The sequence below is a fragment of the Streptomyces longispororuber genome (genome assembly GCF_014656095.1).
In the GTDB taxonomy this organism is placed as follows: Bacteria; Actinomycetota; Actinomycetes; order Streptomycetales; family Streptomycetaceae; genus Streptomyces; species Streptomyces longispororuber.
Map to the genome: position 1 here is coordinate 15868 of NZ_BNBT01000039.1, position 16778 is coordinate 32645.

The window sequence follows — 16778 nt, forward strand, 5'->3', positions numbered from 1 at the left end:
GCGCCGTGCCCGGCGTTTCGGCCATGCGCTTCAACCACTGTGTGCGCCAGGGGAGTTGGGCGGATCCCGTCCCGGGTTTCCGCCCCATCCGCACCACGGTTCCCGGACCGCCTCCCGCCCCCCGTCCGACGACTTATGGAGTTGCCCCATGCGACGCAGCGTCCTGGTGACCGGTGCCACCGGCGGAGTCGGTCTGGAGACCGCCCTGCGCCTGGCACACGGCGGGTACGACGTCTTCGGCACGGCCGTCGACAAGGGCGAGGCCGCCCTGCTGCGGGAAGCGGCGGCCGCGCGCGGGGTCGGCGTGCGCACGGTCCTCCTCGACGTCACCGACCCGTACTCCTGCGAGCAGGCCTTCGGCGAGGTGGCCGCACACACCGACGGCGGCCCCTGGGCCCTGGTGAACAACGCCGGGATCCTGCGCATGGGCGCCGTCGAGGACCTCGACGACACCGCCGTGCACGAGCTGTTCGACGTCAACCTGCACGGCGCGGCCCGGCTCACCCGGCTCGCGGTGCCGGTCATGCGCGCCCGCGGGGAGGGGCGCGTCGTCAACAACTCCTCCCTCGCGGGGCGCGTCACGGCCCCCTTGATGGGCTGGTACTGCGCCACGAAGGCCGCGATGAACGCCTGGAACGACGCCCTGCGGATGGAGGTGTCGCCCGCCGGGATCCAGGTCGTCCTCATCGAGGCGGACGGCTACGGCAGCCCCATCTGGGACCGGGCCGCCGACGCCCTCGGCGCCCTGGCGCACAGCTCCTCGCCGCACGCCTCCGCCTACCGCGCGATGATCCCGGCGCTGCGGGCGGCGGCCCGCAAGCCCGGCCCCGAGCCCCTCATCCGCGCCCTCGTGCGGGCCCTGACGGCACCCCGGCCCAAGGCGCGCCAACTCGTGGGCGTCAAGGCCCACTTGTCCGCCCTCGCCGACCCGTTGGGCCCGCACCGCATCGCCGACCACCTCAAACGGGCCGCCGTCGACCTCGGGGGCCCCACCCGCAGTGCCGCCGTCCGCCGCGCCGCCCACCGCTGGTGCGCCCCGTGGTGAGCGGGCCCGGCGCGAGCCCTCGGCGGCGGCCGGTCACTTCAGGTGTGCCTCCAGCCACTCCACGACCTCCGGGGTCGCCGGGTCGATGATGTCGTCGAACTCGTTGTGCGTGGTCAGGTACTTGGCCACGTAGGGGCAGACCGGCACGACGCGCAGGCCGGACGCGCGCACATCGGTGAGCGCCGCGTGCACGAGCTGTGCCGCCAGGCCCCGCCCGGCGAAGGCGTCGCCGATCTCCGTATGGAAGAACACCCGCTGGACACCGCGGTCGCGGTACGCGGTCAGACCGGCGCGCTCGCCGTCGACGAGGACGACGTACCGGTGCCGGTCGGCCACGTGCTCGACGGTCGGAGCCGAAGGGGTGGCGGGGTGCTCGGGCTGTGCGGGCCGAGGGGGACGGGCCATGGTGGTGCCTTTCGGTGGGCGCGCGTCAGCGGCGCGGTGCGGTGCCGCGCGGGGGGGTTCCCGCGCGGTGCGATGCGGGCGTTCGGCAGGGCCAGTGCGGGGAGGCGGTCGCCGCCGTACCCCTCCACCGCGCCGAACCGCGGGGAGGCGTGCTGCCAGTCCTCCCGGGCCCGGACGATGTCGTCATGGGTGCGGCCGATGAAGTTCCACCACATGACGATCCGCTCCTCGAACGGCGCGCCGCCGATCAGCACGGTCCGGGCCGGGCCGTCCGACTCGTTGGTCAGGGTCAGGGTCAGGGCCTCGGCGCCCGGAGCGGTGTAACCCAACTCGCCCGGCGCCAGCGAGGTGTCGGCCATACGGACCGGCCCGGCGTCGACGAGGAGGCCGTGCTCGAAGCCGGGCTCGACCGCGAGCGTGACGGTGGCCCGGGGCTCCAGGACGATCTCCGCGCCGAGCAGCGGGGTGAACGTCGGCACGGGCGAGGTGTCCCCGGCGAGGGAGCCGAGGAAGACCCTGACCTCGGCCCCGGCGATCCGTACCGGTGCGGGCACGTGGTGCCGGAAGGCGCGGGGCGCGTCCCTGTGCCGCTCGGGCAGGGCCACCCAGAGCTGCACGCCGTGCAGGACGGTGGTCCGGGCGGTCGAGACCTCCGAGTGGCTGATGCCGTACCCGCCCGTCATGAGGTTCAGCTCGCCCGGCCGCACGAACGCGTGGCTGCCGAGGCTGTCCCGGTGCTCGATCTCCCCGCTGAACAGCCAGCTCACCGTCTGCAGCCCGGTGTGCGGATGCGGGGCGACGTCCATGCCGCCGGTCACGGCGACGTCGTCGGGGCCGTAGGCGTCGGCGAAGCACCAGGCGCCGATCAGGGTCCGGGCGCGCTGCGGCAAGGTGCGCCGCACCGTCATGGCCCGGGGGCCACCGAGTGGGACCTCGCGCGGGGCGAGTACGTCGACGTACGGGGTGCCCGTACGGTCACCGTCGCCGCCCGGAGATCCGCCGTGCCCCTCGGCGCGCTCTGTTCCGACCTTGCTTGCCATGTGTGCTGCTGTTTCCTTTCCACGACTCGGTGAGTCAGCGCGTCGGCGCCTCAGTGCCCGGTACGGCAGGTACGACGGGTACGACGGGTCCCGACAGCGTGTCGAAGGCATGGGTCACCTCGGGCTCGGTGCCGGGCAGGAGGAGTTGCCGGGCGAACTCCTCGTGACGGCGGTCGGTGACGGTGAGCCTGCCGCCGTGCTGGGCGAGGTGCTCGGACCAGGAGGCGACGAGGTAGTGCTCGACGAAGTGCCCCGGATCCTGCCCGTCCTGGTACAGGCCCCAGGTGAGGGCGCCGGTCCGGCGCCGGGAACGGGCGACGTGCCGCATGCGGTCGCTGAAGGCGGCACTGTTGTCCGAAGCGACGCGGTAGGAGACGGTGACCAGGACGGGACCGGTGGCCGGCCCCGGTGCGAAGACCAGGGGCGGGACCGGCCAGTGTGCGGAGGGGGAGGCGTCGACCCCCTCGGTGTCGTGCAACGGCCAGCGCCACAGACTGGCGGCCCCGGCCAGCAGGAACGCGCCGCCGGCCAGCAGCGGCACGGTGAGGCCGAGGCGGTCGGCGAGGGTGCCCCACAGCGGTGCCGCCAGTGTCTGGCCGCCCTGGAAGACGAGCAGGTAGACGGCGAGACCGCGGGCCCTGACCCAGCCGGGCAACCGCGTCTGCAGGGCCGCGTTGAGGGTGGACAGGACCCCGATCCACGCCAGGCCGCTGAAGGACAGCGCCACCGTCACCAGCCACGGGACGCGGACGGTGGCCAGGACGACCAGGACACACGCGAAGACCACGGCCCCCGCGCCCAGCGTGCGGTTGACCCCCAGCACACGGTTGCTGTGGGGCAGGACGAAGGCGCCCGCCACCGCCCCGACGCCCACGGCACCCAGCAGCAGCCCGTAGCCCCCGGAGCCCAGGTGCAGCGAGCGGCTCGCGACGAGCGGCAGCAGCGCCCAGAGCGCGGCGGCGCCGGGCACGAAGAGGGCCGTGCGCAGCAGGACCCGGCGGACGCCCGGCGCGTACCGTACGTAGCGTCGGCCCGCGTCGAGAGCGCTCAGCAGCCGCTCGTCACCGGGTACGGGCACCTCGGCGCGGGGGCGCCGCCAGAGCAGCAGGACGGCGGCGATGCCGAGGTACGAGGCGGCGTTGAAGGCGAAGACCCACCCCGCGCCCGCCGCCACCACCACCCCGCCCAGGGCGGGCCCGACCGCGCGGGCCAGGTTCATGTTCACGCCGCCGAGCGCCGCGGCCCGGCCGAGCTGACGGCGCTCCACCAGCTCCGGCTGGACGGCCTGCCAGGCCGGGCCCATCAACGCCGTACCGCACCCCAGCAGGAAGGTGAGGACGAGCAGCAGCACGGGGGTGAGAGCGCCGGTGAACGCGAGCACGCTCAGCACGGCGGAGACCGCGAACAGGGCCGCCTGCGCGGCCAGCAGCACCGCGCGCCGGTCGTAGCGGTCCGCCACCACGCCCGAGGGCAGCGCCAGCAGGGCCATGGGCAGACTGGAAGCCGTCTGCACCAGCGTCACCAGGGCCGCGTCCTGCCCGATCAGCAGCCACTGGGCACCGACCATCTGCATCCAACTGCCCACGTTGGACACCAACTGGGCCACCCACAGCGCCCGGAAGACACGTGTGGCGAGCGGCGCCCATGCCGAGTCCGCCCGCGCTCGTCGTACCGGCGCGGAGCGGGATGTGCCGGTCAGCGCCTCGCGCATCCCACGTCCCCTCTTGGTGGTGCGGCTCGCATGTGCGGCGGGTGACATCGGGTGTCCCGGTCACACACATGTCTCGTTACGTGAAGCGCGGCACATGAACTCCGCCGCCACTCGTCGGGCCCGTGGGCCGGGAGCGGGCAGCCCCTGTACGCAGAGGCTGCGGCTTCGTCCCTCACGGTAGTCAGGCCGACCCTCACCTCCGTGCACCGCAGTGCACAGACCCTTGCCTCACAGCGCACACCGGGCGGGTGCCGTCGCTGTCACGGAACACAGGGCACGATCCGGCGAAACGGCTCCCTCCCGTACGCGGCGGCCTCCACCCCGCACGCGGCGGCCTCCACCCCGTACGTCGGCGGCCTCCACCGGCCGTCGTGTACCGGCTCCGCTCCGATATCCGGAACCCGGGTGTCCCCCCGATTCTCGGAACGTTCGGAAAGCGGAAAGAAGGCAGTTCTCGCCATGTGAGACGGCCGGAAAACGAGTAGCCGCCCGGTCCCTGCGTCAAGGGGGAACAGGGGGCTTCGTGCCACCTCGACCGGAACTCTGTGCTCCCGCGAGCACAACTCCAGTCCCGCGCGCTCCGGCGGGCCCCGTCGGTTAACCGGAGTCACGCCTCCGCGTTCCGGTCCCCAGCAGTGAGGACGGTCGGCGCCCTGCCGCCCGGCACCCCGCGGGCCCGGTGATCGACACCGGCACCTCCCCGGCGAGCGGGGCGTGTTATTCGGTCAAAGCCTGTACACGTGTCTATGACACTTAGGGTTGGGCACGCGTATCCGTACGGCACAGAGCAAGGGGCTACCGCTGCCCGCCCCCCTTGTTTCCGCCCTCACTGGATTCCCCGCCCCCTACCACCCTTCAGGACGCCGCTCCCGGATTTCCCGGACCCTTTCCGTTCCTTTCCGATCTCCCGTTCCTTCCGATCTCCCGTTCCTTTCCGACCCTTTCGGAGACGTCATCCGTGCTGCCTAAAACAAGGAGTAACCTCATGTCCTTAGCGGACGGCCGGCTCGAGGATGTGCCGGCCATCGAACTGCTCGACTGCACGCTGCGCGACGGTTCGTACGCCGTCGACTTCCAGCTCGACGAGGAGTTCGTGACGCGTCTGCTCACCCGCCTCGACGGCATTCCGGTCGCCAAGGTCGAGGTGGGCCACGGGATCGGCCTGGAGGCCGAGCGCAGCGGCATCAAGCCGTGCAACATCGGTCACTACCGCTGGGCCGAGATCGCCCGCTCCACCCTCACCCGCAAGCCCTGGGGCATGTTCGCCCAGCCGGAGTTCACCCGTCTCGACACCATCGCGGAGATGAGCGACCGCGGGATGTCCTTCGTCCGGGTCGGCATGGAGCCCGACCGGGTCCCCGACCACCTCGACTACCTGCGACGCGCCACCGAACTGTGCGGGCAGGTCTACCTCAACCTCATGAAGTCCAGCGCGACCCCCGTGGCCGAGCTGGTCCGGCTGCTCGACGGGGTCACCCCGGACATCGCGGGCGTCTACGTCGTCGACTCCTACGGCGCGATGCTCCCCGCCGACGTGCAGACCTACGTGAGCGCGGTCAGCGAGCAGTTCCCGCTCGTCGGCTTCCACGGGCACGACAACCTGGGCATGGCCAACATCAACAGCATCACCGCCCTGCAGGCGGGCGCCGGCATCGTCGACGCCACCCTGGACGGCATCGGCCGCGGATCCGGCAACGCCGCCATCGAGTCCCTGGCCGGCGTCATCAAGATGCTGGAGACCGACCTCTTCGACTACCAGGAACTCGCCAGGCTCGCCGCGTACTGCCGCGAGAACATGCGGCCCATCCCCGAGGACCGCACCATGCAGGTCCTCGGTGCCGTGATCGGCATCCACTCGGGCTACTTCCCGCTGGTGGAGAAGCTGGCCGCGGAGCACGACACCGACCCGGCGCGGCTCATGGAGACGGCCGTGAAGATCGCCGACCACAGTCCGCGCAAGGACGACTTCCGCGCCGCCGCCAGCAGGATCAGCGCCTGATTCCACCGTTCCGGGCCCGCCGACACGGCGGAGACCCCGGCACGCCCTCCGCGGCGCCGCCCCGGGCCACCGGCTGCCCACACGCTGCCCCCACGGACCACCGGCCCGCCGCGCCGCCCTCACCGACCACCGGCTCCCCGCGCTCGCCCGGCCCCGGGCGGAGCCATGCCCGACGCCCCGCCCGGGGCCCCGAGCCGGCCGGGCCCGCCCCGCACACGGACCCAGCACGGGGCCCAGTACAGGCCCCACCCGGCACGGGGCCCCGGCCGACCGGCGGACCACCACCCGAACCACCCGCCCACGGAGACCACCATGAGAATCAGCAGGACCGGCACGTCCACCACCGGGCACGGCATCGCCGTACACCACCACGACCAGTGGTTCGACCTCTCCGACGTGCCCGGATACGCCGGCGCGACCCGGCTGAGCGACCTCCTCGACGAGGCGCGGGCCCGGGAGCTGACCGCTGCCCTGGAACGGCACGCGGCCACCCTCACCCCCGTCCGGCCCGACCCGGACCTCGCCCCCACGGTCGTCGACCCCGGAGCCGACATCTGGGGCGCCGGGCTCAACTACCGCCGCCATTCGGAGGACCTGGCGTCCGCACAGCCGCGCTCCGGCCCCGGCTCCTATCTGCGCCCCGCGAACTGCCTCATCGGCAACGGCGACCACATCGACCTGCCCGCGCAGTCCCAGCGGGTCACCGCGGAGGCCGAGCTGGGCCTGGTCATCAAGACCACCTGCAAGAACGTCGAGCGGGCCGACTGGCGCTCCGTCGTGGGCGGCGTCACCGCCGTCCTCGACATGACGGCCGAGGACGTCATCCGGGAGAACCCCCGCCACATCCCGTGGGCCAAGGGGTTCGACACCTTCTGCAGCGTCGGCCCGGTCCTCGTCACCCTGGACGAGTTCGGCGACGACGACCTGCGCGCCCTGCGCATCGCCACCGTCCGCAACGGGGAGACGATCGCGGCCGCCACCCCCGCCGACATGAAGTTCGGCATCGACCGCCTCGTGGAGTACTTCAGCGCCGGACGCACCCTCGAAGCCGGCACGGTCATCTGCACCGGCACCCCCGGAGCGGCGGTCATCCACGCCGGGGACACGGTGCAGGCCCTCGTCCAGGACGTCGGCACGCTGACCCACCCCGTCCGCCAGCAAGGGGCGGCGGGCCGCCACGAGGAACGGTTCTCCGCATCCCACAGCGAAGGAGGGTGACATGCGAGCAGGAGAAGCAGGAGAAGCAGGAGCGGCAGGAGAAGCTGGAGGAGCAGGAGAGGGGCCCTTGCTCGACGGCATGGACCGCGCCGTGCGGGAATTCCCGGACAACGAGGCGCTGCGCACCCCGCGATCCGTCATGACGTACCGGGAGTTGGGCGCGCGTACCGACGCATTCGCGGACCGGCTGGGGCGCACCACCCGTCCCGACGAATGGGTCGCCCTGCTCGGCACCCGCGGCGCGGCGGCGATCGTCGCCCTGGTCGGCGCCCTGAAGGCGCGGCGGCCGTTCGTCTTCGTCGACGAACGGGACAGCGACGCCTCCAACGCCGCCAAGACGGGCCTCCTGGGCGTCCGGCTGCTGGCCCGCGGCACGGGCGACGACGGCCACGTGGACCTCACCGGACTGCCGGACCGCTGGCGCGCCACGCCCGGGGCCACACGCCAAGAGCCCGACGGCACCGCCGACGACCGGCCCCCGCCCCGCCAACTCCCTTTCCCCGACAGTGAGATCGGCTACGCCATCCACACCTCGGGGTCCACCGGCACCCCCAAGTGCGTCCTCGTGCGGGCCGCCCCGCTGGCCCCCGTCATCCGCGACCACGTCACGCGCCTGTCCGTCGGGCCCGGCAGCCGCACCCTGCAGTTCGCCCGGCTCACGTTCGACGGCTGCCTCACCGAGATCCTGTGGACCCTCACCGCGGGCGCCTGCCTGGTCGTCGTGGACGAGGAGCGGCTCGCGCCGGGCCCGGTCCTCCAGGACACCCTCGAACGGTTCGGGATCACCCACCTCAAGACGACCCCGTTCGCCCTGACGGTCACCGAACCCACCGACGCGATGCGCCTGGAGCACGTCGTCAACGGTGGCGGCCCGTGCCGCCCCGCCACGGTCCGCACCTGGTCGAAGGCGGCGAGCTTCCACAACGCCTACGGCCTCACCGAGACCACCGTGTGCAACCTGCTCAGCGACGCCCTCGACCCCGACGACTGCCGGGACGCGGTACCGCTGGGCGAACCGGTCGGCGACTGCGCGTACGTCCTGCGCGACGTCGACACCGGAGCCACCGGGAGCGGGGTCCGGCGCGGCGAACTCGTCGTGACCGGCGCCTCCGTGGCCGCCGGGTACCTCACCGAGCGGGGCGTCGAACCGCTCCGGGGCCCCGAAGGGACCGGCGGCCACGCCACCGGCGACGTCGTGGAACTGCGCGACGGACGGCTCTGCTACGTGGAGCGCCTCGACCGCCAGGTGAAGGTCCGCGGCTACCGGCTCGACCCCGGCGAGATCGAGACCGCGGTGTGCCGCCACCCGGACGTGCGCGAGGCGGTCGTCGTCCCCGAGGCCCACACCGACGGCGACGCCGCGGCCACGGACACCCTGGTCGGCTACTACCAGGGCACGGCCGACCCGCGCACCCTGCGGCGCCACCTGGACGGCCTCCTCGACCCGTACAAGATCCCGTCGGTGCTCGAACGCGTCGACGTCTTCCCCAGCACCCCCAACGGGAAGATCGACCGGGACGCCCTGCGCGCCCGGCGGCACGCCCGCGCCCCCGAGGACGCCCCCGACCGCCCGGACGACCAGGTGCTGCGCCTCGTACGGACGCTCACCGGGGTGAAGGACGCGCGGCTCGACGACAACTTCTTCGAGCTCGGCGGCGACTCCGCCTCCGCCGTCGTCCTGGTCACCGGCATGAAGAAGCTCGGCTGGACCGACGCAGGCGTCCGCGACGTGCTGCGCGCGGACACCCTGCGCGACCTCGCCGACCGGCTGCGGGAACGGAGCGTGTGACACGATGTGCGGCCTGTGCGGGACCTACGCCCCGGACAAAACCCTCGACCGGTCCTTCGCCGCGGCGATGCACGCCCGGCTCGTCCACCGCGGCCCGGACGAGACCTACTCCCTGAACACGCCCGTCCTCTCCGCGAAGCTCGGCCGGCTCGGGATGACCGCGCTCAAGGACGGCTGGCAGCCGGCCGAGGACCACAGCGGCCGGTACGCGGCCCTGACCAACGGCGAGATCTACAACGCCGCCGAACTGCGCGCCCAGCTCGGCGGCGGCCCGGCCGACAACCGGGTCGACGTCGCCGTGCTGCCCGAGCTGTTCGCCCGCCACGGGCCCGCGGGCCTGGCCCGCGTCGACGGGCAGTTCGCCACCGTCATCCACGACCGGGCCGACGACAGCCTCCACCTGGGCCGGGACCGCTTCGGCATCTGCCCCCTGTTCTACGCCGTGCTCGGCACCCACGTGCACTTCTGCTCCGAGCTCAAACCGCTCGTGCGCGGTGTGCCGCACCCCTGGCGGCTCGACCTCGGCGCCGTCGACCAGTACCTGGCGCTCGGCAACATCGTCGCGCCGCGGACCCTGGTCGAGGACGTGCGCGCCGTACCGCCCGGCTGCGTGGTCCGCTTCGGCCCCGACCGGCCTCCCGAGACCGTGCGCTACTGGCGGTACGGGGACTTCCGCGAGACGGACCGCCCCACCACCGGGGAGGAGATCCGCGAAGCGGTGGGCCGGGCGGTCACGGACCGGCTGCGCGCGGACGTCGAGATCGGCGCCTACCTCAGCGGCGGCTTCGACTCCAGCACGCTCGTGCTGGAAGCGGCCCGGGCCCGGGAGAAGCCCGCCCGGACGTTCTCCGTGCTCTTCGACGACGTCACCCTCGACGAAGGGCGGTTCCAGCGCGAGGTCGCCGACGCCGTGGGCAGCGAGCACCACCAGGTCCGCTGCGGCCCCGCCCACGTCGCCGCCGAGTTCGAGGACATGGTGCGCCACTGCTGCTACCCGCAGCGCGAGACGTACAACGTCGCGGCCCTGATGCTCTCCCGCCAGGTCCGGCTCACCGGCCTGAAGGGCGTGATCTCCGGCGAGGGCGCCGACGAGCTGTTCTTCGGCTACGACTCCTACGCGTTCGACGGCGCCCGCCGCACACCCCCCGAGCGGCACGCCGAGAACGAACAGGCCTGGGGCAGGGCCGACTTCGCCTGGGAGACCGACCGCGCGAGGACGGCCCGCCGCCGCGACCTCTGCCTCTCCCCGCAGGCACGCGAGGCCCTGACCGGCCGCGAGTACTGGCGCGACCGGCTGATCCCCTTCGACGACGAGGAGACCGCCTCCCTGACCCGGATGCAGCTCCGGTCGATCGCCGACGTGTACGTGCAGCTCGGCGGGCACCTGCTCGGCGACCACGGCGACATGATGCTCATGGCGAACTCGGTGGAGGGCCGCTACCCCTTCCTCGGCAACCCCGTCGTCGACCTGGCGCTGGGCGTCCCCGACGAGCGGAAGACGGCCGACTTCGAGGGCAAGGTCTGCCTGAAGGAGGCCTACGCCGGCATCGTGCCCGACCGCATCCTGCACCGCGCCAAACAGGGCTTCACGGCGTACGGACTCGCCGACACGGCCGACGGGCGGACCCTGTCGCGCTGGCGGGACCTCGTCGCGGCCTGCGGCGTCTTCCGCCCCGACGCGCTGGACGCCCTGGACGCCGACACCACGCCCGACAAGTGGGACGTCCGGCTGAGCCTCATCAGCATCAGCGCGATCATCGACGAGTTGGGACTGCGCTCATGAGCGACCCGCGCACGACGGACCCGTCCACGACGGACCCGTCCACGACGGACACACCTGTGACCGGTACGCGCGCGGACACACCTGTGACCGGTGCGCGCACGACGGACGCCTGGCACGAACTGCTGCACGGCCGCCGCTGGTCCTCGCCGGACACCATGTGGGTCGAGGACGGCACCGAGTACAGCGGGGCGGAGGTCGGACGACTCGCCGCGGCGGTCGAGGCGGGCGTCCGCGCGCACGGCCCGGCCCGCGTGGTCGTCATCCGGTCCCGGAGCAGACTCGGCTGCTTCGCGGGCCAGCTCGGCGCCTGGCGGGCCGGCTCCGTGGCCGTCGCCGACGACCACCGGCTCACCGAGCGCGAGTTCGACCGCATCCGGCCCGACCTCGTGCTCACCGTGTCGGCGGACCCGCACCCGTCGGTCGAGCCCGCCGCCCGGTCCCCGCACCGGCCGCGCGCGGAACCGCTCCCCGACGAGGTCGTGGCCGTCAACTACACCTCCGGCAGCACCGGCAGCCGCAAGGCCGTCGCCGTCGGCCGCCACAACCTGCTGGCCCTCTTCGCCTGCCGGGACCTGGACGTGCCCGCGCCCGGCGGGCGGCTCACGGCCGGCAGCTTCGCCACCCCCACCTACGACGGCTGGTGGTTCGACACCTGGCGCACGGTGGCGAGGGGCGGGAGAGTCGTGTGCCTGCCCCACGTCAACGACGACGTCTTCGCCTGGCCCGGCCTCGCGCGGACCTACGGCATCAGCCGCCTGCTGCTGCCCGCCGCGGTCCTCGCCACGGTCGTCGAGGTGCTGCCCGAGGCCGTCGCGGACATCCCCTGGCTGTTCAGCGGCGGCGAGCAGTTCCGCGTGTCGACGTACCGGCAGGCCCGGCAGGCGGGCCTGCGCCACGCCTTCGTCAACCTGTACGGGCCGACCGAGGCCACCTTCGCCACGCACCACTACCGGCTGCCCGAGGACCTCACCGCTCCGGCCGTACCCATCGGCCGACCACTGCAGGGGTGCCGGCAGGTCCTGCGCCCCGCGGACGACGGGCCGCCCGGCACCCGCGAACTCGTCGTCACCGGACCCTTCGTCTGCCTGGGCTACCTCGACGACGGCGTCCTCACCCACCGCTTCCACGACGAGCGGGGCCGGCCGTCGTACCGCACCGGGGACCTGGTGCGTACCGACGGCGACGGCGACCTCGTGTTCGCCGGGCGGCTCGACGGCGAGGTCAAGGTGAACGGCATGCGCGTCGACACCGCCGCCCTGGAGCAGCGGGTCACCGCCCTGCCCCGGGTGCGCGACTGCCGGGTGGTGCAGGGCGAACGGCACACCGTGGCCTTCGTCCGCACCGACCCGGCCACCCTCGGGGACCCGGCCACCCGGACGCGGATCGAGACCGTCGTCCAGGACTTCTCGACCGCCATCGGCATCAGCCTCGTGGACCGGTACCCGGTCCGGGCCGGCGGCAAGGTCGACGTCCCCACCCTCATGGACCACTACCGAACCACAGACAAGGCCGAGGAGACATGACGGACATCTCACCCGCTGCCATCACCGACTGCGTACGCACGGTGCTCAACCGCGACCTCGCCCACGACACGGACATCTTCACCGCCGGCGTCGACTCCCTGGCCGTGCTGCGGTGCCGCGCCCTGCTGAAGGAACGGACCGGGATCAAGGTGCCCGGCCACGTCTTCTTCGAGGGCCGCACCCCGGCACGGATAGCCGACCTGATCGGAGGCACCCATGCTGGTCGTCGATGACAGCCCGCTGTACTCGCCGGAGTTCTTCGCCGACGACGACCCGTGGACCTACCTGGCCGGCCTGCGCGCCGACCACCCGGTCTCCGTGCACCGCCGCGACGACGGCTACGAGTTCTACGCCCTGACCCGGTACGCCGACGTCTACACGGCCTACGTCGACCACCAGCGGCTCAGCTCCGCGTACGGGACGATGGTCGACGGCTCCTACCTGCCGCAGAAGGACTCGGCGTCCGGCCGCATGCTCATCGTCACCGACCAGCCCGCGCACACCGCCCTCCGCAAGCCGGTCAAGACGAGCGGGTTCAGCCGGGAGATGCTCGCCAGGGTCGGGCGCGCGGTGCGCCGCAACCTCCACGACGCGCTCGGCAAGCTGTCGGTGGGCGACCGGCTCGACTTCAGCGCCGTCGTGGCGCCGGAGCTGCCCAAGGGCGTCCTGGAGGTGCTGTTCGGCATCGGCCCCAAGGACGCCCACCACCTGCTGGAAGCCACCCGCACGATGATCGGCTACCGCGACGAGGTGTACGCCGGGCACTCCCCGCTGGACACCCTCGTCGACGCGCAGCTCGAGGTCCTGGAGTTCATCGACGACCTGATCGGGCACCGGCTCGGCACCGGGCAGGCCGACGACATGATCGGCTTCCTCGCCCGGTGCGTGGCCGACGGCACGATGCCCCGCGACGTCGCCGTGCTCAACGGCCTGAACATCGCCGTCGGCGGCAACGAGACCACCCCGCACACCGCCAGCCTGACCGTCCACACCATCGACGGGGAACGCGAGCAGTGGCGCAAGGTGGCCGACGGCGACGTCGGCTGCGACGTGGCCACCCAGGAGTTCCTGCGCTGGACCTCCACCAACAGCTACGTCCAGCGGCTCGCCGTGGCGGACTTCGAGGTCGGCGGGCACGTCGTCCCCGCCGGCAGCTTCGTCACCCTGTGGAACATGTCGGCCAACCGGGACCCCGAGGTCTTCGACCGCCCCGACACGTTCCTGATCGACCGCGCCGACAACAAGCAGCTCGCCTTCGGCGCCGGTGTGCACCGCTGCGTCGGCGCCCCCGCCGCCACCCTGGAGATCCAGACCTTCGTCGAGGAACTGGCCGCCTGGGACAAGGCGTTCGCGGTGACCGCACCGCCCCGCCGACTGCGCTCGAACTTCATGCTCGGCCTGACCGAACTCCAGGTCGAGGTGGTCGACGCCAAGGTATTCGGCGCGCCGTGAGCACCGCCACCACCGGCCAGGACCTGTGCGTCTGCTTCCCGGCCGCCGGGGGCGGCGGCACCACCCTCACCCTGCTGCGGGACGCCGCCGCCCGCCACGGCCTGACCGCACTGGCCCTGCCGAACGCCGCATCCGTGGCCGACCTCGACTCGGGCCGGTGGCAGGAGCGGACCGTCGAGGAGATCCGGCGCGCCGCGGACCACCGCGGCGCCCGCCGGATCGTCCTCGCCGGGCACTCCATGGGCGGCCTGTCCGCCGTCCGCCTGCAACCGGCCCTCGACATGAGGGGTGTCCGGCCGACCGGGGTACTAGTCGTCAACACCCCCTGCCCCGACTCCTCAGGACGCATACCGACGATGTCACAGCTCACCGACCCCGAGATCGCCCGGGTACTCGCCCACGACGGCTTCCCGGCGGAGTTACTCGACGACGAGGACATGCTGGCGGAGATCGCGCACGGCCTGCGCGGCGACGCCGCGGTGGCCGACCGCCTCGCCGAGCGGCTCGCCCCCGGCGACCGCCTCACCGACCTGCACGCGCTGTGCGGACGGGACGACCGGTTCATCCCCACCGAACGCTGCGCCGCCTGGGCGCGGCGCGTGTCGGGGGAGTTCCGCCTGACGGTCGTCCCCGGCGGGCACAGCCTGGACCCGGCCCAGAGCGCCGCCCTCGGCCGCGCCCTCGCCGGGGTGCTCGCCATCACCCCCGCCGAGGAGGAGGTGGCGTGAGCGGACTGCAGAAGTCACTGGGCGGCACCGTCGGCACCTTCCTCGCGCTGTCCACCATCCTCGGCAGCGGCATGATGATCCTGCCCGGCACCAGCTACCAGGAGCTGGGCCGCTCCGCGTGGCTGCCCTGGGCCGTCGCCGCCGTGTCGGTCATCCCGCTGCTGTACTGCTACGCCTGGCTCGGCCGCCGCCACCCCTCGGCGTCCGGCGTCGCCCACTACTCCGAGGTCGCCTTCGGCCGGCCCGTCGGGCGGTCCTCCGGCCTCCTCGCCACCCTCGCGCTGGTCGCGGGCATCCCGGCGACCGCCATCACCGGCGGACGCTACGTCGCCCAGTTCGCCGGCGTGCCGAGCCTGGCCTGGCTCTTCCCGATCGCCGTCCTGGCCGCCGCCACCCTCATCGGCTGCCTGGGCGCGAACGTGTCCGGCAAGGTCCAGGTCGCCCTGGTGCTCGGCCTGTTCGCGCTGGTCACCTGCACCGCGCTGGTCGCGCTCGGCACCCACGGCGTCGAGGCCCCGAGCGCCGACCTGCCCCGCCTCGGGGAGTTCGGCAGCGTGCTCACCGCCGTCTACGTCGCCTTCACCGGCTGGGAGACCGTGGCCTTCACCTTCGAGGAACACAAGCGCCCGGACGCCATCCCGCGCATCTTCGCCGCCTCCTACGTCATCGTGGTGGCCCTGTACGGCCTCGTGCTGCTCGGCCTGTTCAGCGCGGTGTCCCCCGGCGACGAGGCCCTGGACGACGCCCCGCTGCTGCGCCTCGCGGAGCGCTCGCTGGGGGACCTGGGCCGGCCGGTGACGCTGGCGCTGGTCGTCGCCGCCATCGCCGCGAACGTGTGCGCCTCGGTCCTCGCCCTGTCCCGGCTGGTGTTCGGCATGGCCCGCAGCGGCTACCTGCCGAAACCGCTGGCCCAGGTACGCCACCGGGACAGCAACCCGGTGACGTCCGTGCTGGTGGTCGGCGCCGTCCTGGTCCTCATCGCGGTGCTCGGCTCGACCGGCGTCATGTCGTTCGAGCTGCTCTTCGTGCTGTCCGGCGGCATCTACTTCGTCCTCTACGGCCTGGGCGCGGCCTCGTACGCGAAGCTGGCCGGGCCCGGCGCCACCCCCAGGGTGGTCACCGTGCTGTGCGCCGTCACGGTGGTCGCCGTGACCGTCCTCGCGGGACCGCCCATGTGGGCGTGCTGGGCCCTGTTCGCCGCCGTCTGGCTGGCGACCGCCACCCTCGCCCGGCGCCCGCCGACCCGGGAGCCCGAGTACGAGAGCGCGGACCGGTGAGGGCCGTCGGCGACGAACGCGAACCACGGAGCTACGGAGCTACGGAGGCCCTCATGGACAACAGCGACAACCTGGACAGCGGCGACGGCGTGACCGTCTTCTTCCCCGGGGCCGGTTCCTTCGGCGCCGAGTTCGGTCCGCTCACGGAGGCGCTGGGCCGGTCGTCCCGGCCGGTGCGCTATCCCGGGCGGCTCGGCCGGGACTTCGGCGAACCGGCCACCTCCTTCGACGCGGTGGTCCGGGCCTGCGCCGACCAGATCCGCCGCCGGTCCGCCGTACGTCCCCTGCTGTTCGGCCACAGCTACGGCGCGTACGTCGCCTACGCCACGGCGGTGCGCCTGGGCGAGGCGGGCGTCCAGGTGGCCGCGCTGGCGGTGGCGGGCGCCGCCGGGCCCGGCCTGCTGCGGGTGCTGGAGCAGGCCGCCGCGGGCCCGGCGGAGGCGGCGGCCTACCTCGACCGGGTCGACCCCCGCGTCCTGGCCGGGGCCCCCTCGGACGAGTGGCGCGCCGTCGTCGCCGAGACCGCGGCCCAAGACCTGCGCCTGCTGCGGCAGTTCACCCCCGGGACGGCCCCCGGGCTGCGCTGCCCCGTCCTTGCGGCACGCGGCACCGAGGACCCGCTGACGACGGACGACACGATCGCCGCGTGGCAGCACACCACCACCGGCCCCTTCACCAGGCACACCTTCCCGGGCGGCCACTCCGACCTGCTGGGCTCTCCCGACTGCGTCTCCTGGCTGCGACGCGTCCGGGAGACGGCGGACGCCTGACGCCGACGGCCGGGGGAGCCCGACGCCCCGGGCGTGCG

13 protein-coding genes and 1 pseudogene are annotated in these 16778 nt (G+C 73.3%); 11 read left to right on the forward strand and 3 right to left on the reverse strand.

Translation table 11 applies throughout. The annotated features are described in order from the left end of the window. Positions 1–148 precede the first annotated feature (148 nt). On the forward strand, positions 149–1045 hold the full coding sequence (locus IE330_RS15135; RefSeq protein WP_190136514.1) for an SDR family NAD(P)-dependent oxidoreductase: 897 nt from the start codon (positions 149–151) through the stop codon (positions 1043–1045). 33 nt (positions 1046–1078) lie between these two features. Here the strand turns inward: IE330_RS15135 and IE330_RS15140 are convergent, their stop codons facing one another. The 3 genes and pseudogenes from IE330_RS15140 to IE330_RS15150 form a co-directional block, all read right to left on the reverse strand. Beyond that, positions 1079–1450 (reverse strand): GNAT family N-acetyltransferase, encoded by a 372-nt coding sequence (locus IE330_RS15140; protein ID WP_229925656.1) that lies wholly within the window; start codon positions 1448–1450, stop codon positions 1079–1081. Positions 1451–1500: 50 nt separating this feature from the next. Beyond that, a pseudogene (locus IE330_RS15145) lies at positions 1501–2490 on the reverse strand (pirin family protein); the annotation flags it as partial. 34 nt (positions 2491–2524) lie between these two features. Beyond that, positions 2525–4201 (reverse strand): MFS transporter, encoded by a 1677-nt coding sequence (locus IE330_RS15150; protein ID WP_190136516.1) that lies wholly within the window; start codon positions 4199–4201, stop codon positions 2525–2527. A 985-nt stretch (positions 4202–5186) separates the two neighbouring features. Between IE330_RS15150 and IE330_RS15155 the strand changes: the two genes are divergently transcribed. The 10 genes from IE330_RS15155 to IE330_RS15200 all read left to right on the forward strand — a co-directional run bounded on the left by IE330_RS15155 (position 5187) and on the right by IE330_RS15200 (position 16740). Continuing rightward, on the forward strand, positions 5187–6200 hold the full coding sequence (locus IE330_RS15155; RefSeq protein ID WP_190136517.1) for a hydroxymethylglutaryl-CoA lyase-like TIM-barrel protein: 1014 nt from the start codon (positions 5187–5189) through the stop codon (positions 6198–6200). 312 nt (positions 6201–6512) lie between these two features. Then, positions 6513–7418, forward strand: coding sequence for a fumarylacetoacetate hydrolase family protein (locus IE330_RS15160; protein WP_190136518.1), 906 nt, complete (start codon positions 6513–6515; stop codon positions 7416–7418). A gap of 67 nt (positions 7419–7485) precedes the next feature. Further along, positions 7486–9207 carry a non-ribosomal peptide synthetase gene (locus tag IE330_RS15165; RefSeq protein WP_229925657.1) on the forward strand — a complete coding sequence of 574 codons (1722 nt, stop codon included), beginning with the start codon at positions 7486–7488 and terminating at the stop codon, positions 9205–9207. A 4-nt stretch (positions 9208–9211) separates the two neighbouring features. Further along, the gene (gene asnB, locus IE330_RS15170; RefSeq protein ID WP_190136520.1) at positions 9212–10990 is read left to right on the forward strand and encodes an asparagine synthase (glutamine-hydrolyzing); all 1779 of its coding nucleotides are present in this window, start codon (positions 9212–9214) and stop codon (positions 10988–10990) included. Next, complete coding sequence (locus IE330_RS15175; protein ID WP_190136521.1) at positions 10987–12513, forward strand: AMP-binding protein; 1527 nt, start codon at positions 10987–10989, stop codon at positions 12511–12513. The genes asnB and IE330_RS15175 overlap by 4 nt, the downstream gene beginning before the upstream one ends. Then, positions 12510–12746 carry an acyl carrier protein gene (locus IE330_RS15180; protein WP_190136522.1) on the forward strand — a complete coding sequence of 79 codons (237 nt, stop codon included), beginning with the start codon at positions 12510–12512 and terminating at the stop codon, positions 12744–12746. The genes IE330_RS15175 and IE330_RS15180 overlap by 4 nt, the downstream gene beginning before the upstream one ends. Next, complete coding sequence (locus IE330_RS15185; protein WP_190136523.1) at positions 12730–13965, forward strand: cytochrome P450; 1236 nt, start codon at positions 12730–12732, stop codon at positions 13963–13965. Before IE330_RS15180 ends, IE330_RS15185 begins: the two co-directional genes overlap by 17 nt. Further along, positions 13962–14693 carry an alpha/beta fold hydrolase gene (locus IE330_RS15190; protein ID WP_190136524.1) on the forward strand — a complete coding sequence of 244 codons (732 nt, stop codon included), beginning with the start codon at positions 13962–13964 and terminating at the stop codon, positions 14691–14693. Before IE330_RS15185 ends, IE330_RS15190 begins: the two co-directional genes overlap by 4 nt. Then, complete coding sequence (locus IE330_RS15195) at positions 14690–15970, forward strand: APC family permease (RefSeq protein ID WP_190136525.1); 1281 nt, start codon at positions 14690–14692, stop codon at positions 15968–15970. Before IE330_RS15190 ends, IE330_RS15195 begins: the two co-directional genes overlap by 4 nt. A 53-nt stretch (positions 15971–16023) precedes the next feature. Next, positions 16024–16740 carry a thioesterase II family protein gene (locus tag IE330_RS15200; protein WP_190136526.1) on the forward strand — a complete coding sequence of 239 codons (717 nt, stop codon included), beginning with the start codon at positions 16024–16026 and terminating at the stop codon, positions 16738–16740. Positions 16741–16778: the final 38 nt, after the last annotated feature.

Coding starts and splice junctions, on each gene's coding strand:
- IE330_RS15150 (WP_190136516.1), bottom strand. CDS start 4,201: ATGCGCGAGGCGCTGACCGGCACATCCCGCTCCGCGCCGGTACGACGA.
- IE330_RS15175 (WP_190136521.1), top strand. CDS start 10,987: ATGAGCGACCCGCGCACGACGGACCCGTCCACGACGGACCCGTCCACG.
- IE330_RS15155 (WP_190136517.1), top strand. CDS start 5,187: ATGTCCTTAGCGGACGGCCGGCTCGAGGATGTGCCGGCCATCGAACTG.
- asnB (WP_190136520.1), top strand. CDS start 9,212: ATGTGCGGCCTGTGCGGGACCTACGCCCCGGACAAAACCCTCGACCGG.
- IE330_RS15200 (WP_190136526.1), top strand. CDS start 16,024: ATGGACAACAGCGACAACCTGGACAGCGGCGACGGCGTGACCGTCTTC.
- IE330_RS15135 (WP_190136514.1), top strand. CDS start 149: ATGCGACGCAGCGTCCTGGTGACCGGTGCCACCGGCGGAGTCGGTCTG.
- IE330_RS15180 (WP_190136522.1), top strand. CDS start 12,510: ATGACGGACATCTCACCCGCTGCCATCACCGACTGCGTACGCACGGTG.
- IE330_RS15160 (WP_190136518.1), top strand. CDS start 6,513: ATGAGAATCAGCAGGACCGGCACGTCCACCACCGGGCACGGCATCGCC.
- IE330_RS15140 (WP_229925656.1), bottom strand. CDS start 1,450: ATGGCCCGTCCCCCTCGGCCCGCACAGCCCGAGCACCCCGCCACCCCT.
- IE330_RS15185 (WP_190136523.1), top strand. CDS start 12,730: ATGCTGGTCGTCGATGACAGCCCGCTGTACTCGCCGGAGTTCTTCGCC.